Source organism: Streptomyces albidus (ex Kaewkla and Franco 2022) (assembly GCF_013870515.1).
Classification (GTDB): Bacteria; Actinomycetota; Actinomycetes; order Streptomycetales; family Streptomycetaceae; genus Streptomyces; species Streptomyces albidus.
On record NZ_JACBXA010000358.1, the window covers coordinates 1 to 4,385 of the forward strand.

3 protein-coding genes and 1 pseudogene are annotated in these 4,385 nt (G+C 72.9%); 1 reads left to right on the top strand and 3 read right to left on the bottom strand.

The window, feature by feature from the left end:
• Positions 1–170, top strand: a pseudogene (locus H5J26_RS31745) (serine/threonine protein kinase); the annotation flags it as partial.
• Positions 171–274: 104 nt separating this feature from the next.
• Here H5J26_RS31745 and H5J26_RS28730 read toward each other — a convergent pair.
• The 3 genes from H5J26_RS28730 to cobT all read right to left on the bottom strand — a co-directional run.
• Positions 275–1,081, bottom strand: coding sequence for a TrmH family RNA methyltransferase (locus H5J26_RS28730; protein WP_181768893.1), 807 nt, complete (start codon positions 1,079–1,081; stop codon positions 275–277).
• A 12-nt stretch (positions 1,082–1,093) separates the two neighbouring features.
• Positions 1,094–2,359 (bottom strand): uroporphyrinogen-III C-methyltransferase, encoded by a 1,266-nt coding sequence (gene cobA / locus H5J26_RS28735; protein ID WP_181768894.1) that lies wholly within the window; start codon positions 2,357–2,359, stop codon positions 1,094–1,096.
• Positions 2,360–2,586: 227 nt separating this feature from the next.
• On the bottom strand, positions 2,587–4,385 hold a 1,799-nt coding region (gene cobT / locus H5J26_RS28740; protein ID WP_235981223.1), incomplete at its 5' end, for a nicotinate-nucleotide--dimethylbenzimidazole phosphoribosyltransferase.

Below are 4,385 nucleotides of genomic sequence, written 5' to 3' on the forward strand. Positions count from 1 at the left end.
CGTCGGGGGCTCAGCGGCGCAGCAAGGGAGCCGACCGGCGGCTGCTGCGACAGCGGCTGGTGGTGTTCGTGACGGTCACCGTGCTGGTGGCGCTCGGGATCGCGGCGGCTCAGGGCTGCCAGGGCCCGACGCGCGGGTTGGGCTCGGCCTCCGTCAGAACCATGCCGTAGGTGTCGGCGCCGCGCACTGATCGCATCCCGTAGCACTCGGGCCGCCCCACCGGGCGGTCAGAGCGACGGGTGTGCGCAGAGCCCCATCTCTCCCCCGCCCGCGGTCACTTGCGGGTCACCGCATAGAAGGCGACTGCTGCGGCAGCGCCCACGTTGAGCGAGTCGACGCCGTGTGCCATCGGGATGCGCACGCGTTCGTCGGCCGCCCTCATGGCGCGGGCCGAGAGGCCGTCGCCCTCGGCGCCGAGCAGCAGCGCCGCACGTCGCAGACGGTGCGGCGCTACGTCGTCCAGGGGCACGGCGTCCGCGTCCGGGGTCAGGGCGAGCAGCTCGAAGCCCGCTTCCCGTACAGGCTCCAGGTCGCCCGGCCAACTGCCCAGCCGCGCATAGGGCACGGAGAAGACCGCGCCCATCGAGACCTTCACGGATCGGCGGTAGAGCGGGTCGGCACACGACGGGGAGAGCAGCACGCCGTCCATGCCGAGGGCGGCGGCGCTGCGGAATATAGCCCCGATGTTGGTGTGGTCGTTGACCGCCTCCATGATCACGACGCGGCGGCACTTCTCCAGAAGCCTCTCCGGGGCGGGCAGGGGCTTGCGCCCCATCGATGCGAGGGCACCGCGGTGCACGTGGTAGCCGGTGACCTTCTCGGCGAGCTCGGGGCTGACGATGTGGACGGGGGCGTCCACCTCGTCGATGACGTCCCGCATGACGTCGCTCCACTTGGCGGAGAGCAGCATCGAGCGCATGGGGTAACCGGCCTGCAGGGCACGGCGGATGACCTTCTCGCCCTCGGCGATGAAAAGGCCCTCGGCGGGCTCGCGGCGGCGCCGCAGCTCGACGTCTGTCAGGTCGGTGAAGTCGGCGAGCCGGGGATCGTCGGAGTCCACGACGGTGATGAGTTCGGCCACGGTCGTTCCGGTTCAGTCCTCGGTAGCCCGGTGGGGCGAGTGCGGGCCGACGGCGACGACGTCGCCGACGACGATGACGGCCGGCGGCCGTACGCCCTCGGACACGGCCCGCTCCCCCACCGTCCCCAGGGTGGCGTCCACCCGGCGCTCGCCCGCCATCGTTCCCTCCTGCACGATCGCGACCGGTGTGGCGGCGTCCCTGCCGTGACGCATGAGGGTCTCCGCGATGGCGCCGACGCGCTCCACGGCCATCATCAGGACGAGGGTGCCGCGCAGACGTGCCAGTGCCTCCCAGTCGACGAGCGAACTCGGGTCGTCCGGGGCGACATGACCGCTGACGACCGTGAACTCGTGGGCGACGCCGCGGTGGGTCACGGGGATGCCCACGGCGCCGGGAACGCTGACGGCGGAGGTGATGCCCGGGACCACGGTGACCGGGATCCCGGCTTCGGCGAGCTGCTGCGCCTCTTCCATGCCGCGGCCGAAGACGAACGGGTCGCCGCCCTTGAGGCGCACGACCGACCTGCCCGCCTTGGCGTGCTCGATCAACGCGTCGTTGATGGCCTCCTGCGCCATCGCCCGTCCGTACGGGATCTTCGCGGCGTCGATCACCTCGACGTGCGGGGGCAGTTCGGCCAGCAGATCGCGCGGGCCGAGCCTGTCGGCGATGACCACGTCCGCCTCGGCGAGCAGCCGCCGGCCCCGCACGGTGATCAGGTCGGGGTCGCCGGGACCGCCGCCGACCAGGGCTACTCCGGCGCTGCGGGCGCGGTGGTGCGGCGCGTTGAGAGTGCCCGCGTGGAGGCCTTCCACGACGGCGTCCCGTACGGCTGCGGAGCGGCGCGGATCGCGTCCGGTGAGGACGGCGACGGTCACTCCCTCGCTGTGGCCCGTGGCCGGGGTCCAGGCGGTCGCGGCGGCGGCCTCGTCGCTGCGTACGCACCACACGCGGCAGGCCTCGGCCTCGGCGGAAGCGGCGGTGTTGGTAGCGGGGTCGTCCGTGGCGACCAGTGCGTACCAGGCCTCGGCCAGATCGCCGTCGGCGTACGGACGGCGTTCCCAGGTCAGCTCCCCCGCGTCCGCCATGGCCTCGACGGAGGGACGGACGGACGGGGAGATCACGGTCACGTCCGCACCCGCGGCGAGAAGCGCGGGCAGCCTGCGCTGGGCGACGCTTCCGCCGCCGACGATCACGACCCGGCGCCCCGCGAGGCGGAGGCCGACGGGGTAGGCGGGGTGGTCGGTCCCCTCGTGCGGCTCGGCGTGGGGCTCGGACATGGCGCGGGCGGCTCCTTGTTTGCGGAGTGGGCCGCTGCGGCGCTGGAGCGGCGTGATGGTGCTGACGAGCGAGATGGTGCGGTGTTACGAGGCGCGTTGCGGGCAGGGGGCGCGTACGCGAGCGTGCGCGATCTCCGTACAGCCTATGGCGAGAACCCGCGAACCCGCAGTTGAGCGGATCACTGCTCGGCGGCCGGGGCACGCTCGCGCCCCGGCCCTACCGTGGCTCAGGCCTTGCCTGTCACCCCGGCCGAGTCGAACGTCGCGACCTCGTGCATCGCGCGCGCGGCGCTCTGCACCATGGGCAGGGAGAGCAGCGCGCCGGTGCCCTCGCCGAGCCTCAGATCCAGATCGACCAGCGGGCGCAGGCCCAGCTTGGTGAGGGCTGCGACGTGGCCGGGCTCGGAGCTGCGGTGACCCGCGATGCAGGCCGCCATGGCCTCGGGGGCGATGCAGCGGGCCACGAGTGCGGCGGCCCCCGCGCTGACTCCGTCGAGGATCACGGGCGTACGCAGCGAGGCACCGCCCAGGATCAGGCCGACGAGCGCGGCGTGCTCCAGCCCGCCGACGGCCGCCAGCAGGCCCAACGGGTCGGCCGGGTCGGGCTGGTGGAGTTCGAGGGCGCGGCGGACGACCTCGACCTTGCGTGCGTGTGTCTCGTCGTTGATGCCGGTGCCGCGCCCCGTCACCTCGGCGGGGTCGACACCGGTGCAGGCCGAGATCAGCGCGGCGGAGACCGTGGTGTTGGCGATGCCCATCTCGCCTGTGAGGAGCGCCTTGTTGCCTGCCGCAACGAGGTCGCGTGCGGTCTCGATGCCCACCTCGACGGCGCGCAGCGCCTCCTCACGCGTGAGCGCGGGACCCTGCGTCATGTCGTCCGTGCCGGCCCGTACCTTGCGGGGCAACAGGCCGGGGGTGGCGGGGAGTTCGCCTGCGACGCCGACGTCGACGACGCAGATCTCCGCACCGACCTGGTTGGCGAAGGCGTTGCAGACCGCGCCGCCACCGAGGAAGTTGGCGACCATCTGCCCCGTGACCTCCTGCGGCCAGGGGGTGACGCCCTGGTCGTGCACACCGTGGTCGCCCGCGAAGATCGCGACGGCTGCGGGCTCCGGGAGCGGCGGCGGGCACTTGCGGGAGAGGCCGCACAGCTGCGCGGAGATGATCTCCAGCATGCCGAGCGCTCCGGACGGCTTGGTCATGCGCTTCTGACGCTCCCACGCCTCGCCGAGCGCCTTCGCGTCCAGCGGACGGATGGCGGCCACGGTGTCGGAGAGCAGGTCCTGCGGCTCGGCGCCGGGCAGCACGCGGCGCCCGTACGACTCCTCGTGCACCACCCAGGACAGCGGGCGGCGCTTGGACCAGCCCGCCTGCGCCAGCTCGGGCTCGGCCGGGAACTCGTCGACGTACCCGACGCACAGATAGGCGACGACCTTGAGGTGCTCGGGCAGTTCGAGGGCGCGGACCATCTCGCGCTCGTCGAAGAAGCTGACCCAGCCGACGCCGAGACCCTCCGCGCGTGCGGCGAGCCACAGGTTCTCCACGGCGAGCGCGGAGGAGTAGGGCGCCATCTGCGGCTGGGTGTGCCGCCCGAGGGTGTGCCTGCCGCCCCGGGTCGGGTCAGCGGTGACCACGATGTTGACGGGGGTCTCGAGGATGGCCTCGATCTTCAGTTCCTTGAACTGCTTCGCGCGGCCCTTGGGCAGGGACTTGGCGTATGCGTCGCGCTGGCGCTCGGCCAGCTCGTGCATGGCGCGCCGGGTGTCCTCGGAACGGATGACCACGAAGTCCCAGGGCTGGGAGTGGCCGACGCTCGGCGCCGTGTGGGCCGCTTCGAGGACGCGGAGCAGCACCTCGTGAGGGATCGGGTCGGAGCGGAAGCCGTTGCGGATGTCGCGGCGCTCGCGCATCAGGCGATGCACGGCCTCACGCTCGTCGTCGGCGAATCCAGGTGCCGGAGGGCCGACGGGTGTCTCGTCGGACCCGGCGTCGTCGGAGGCAGCGGCGGCGGGTGCGGCGTCCGACT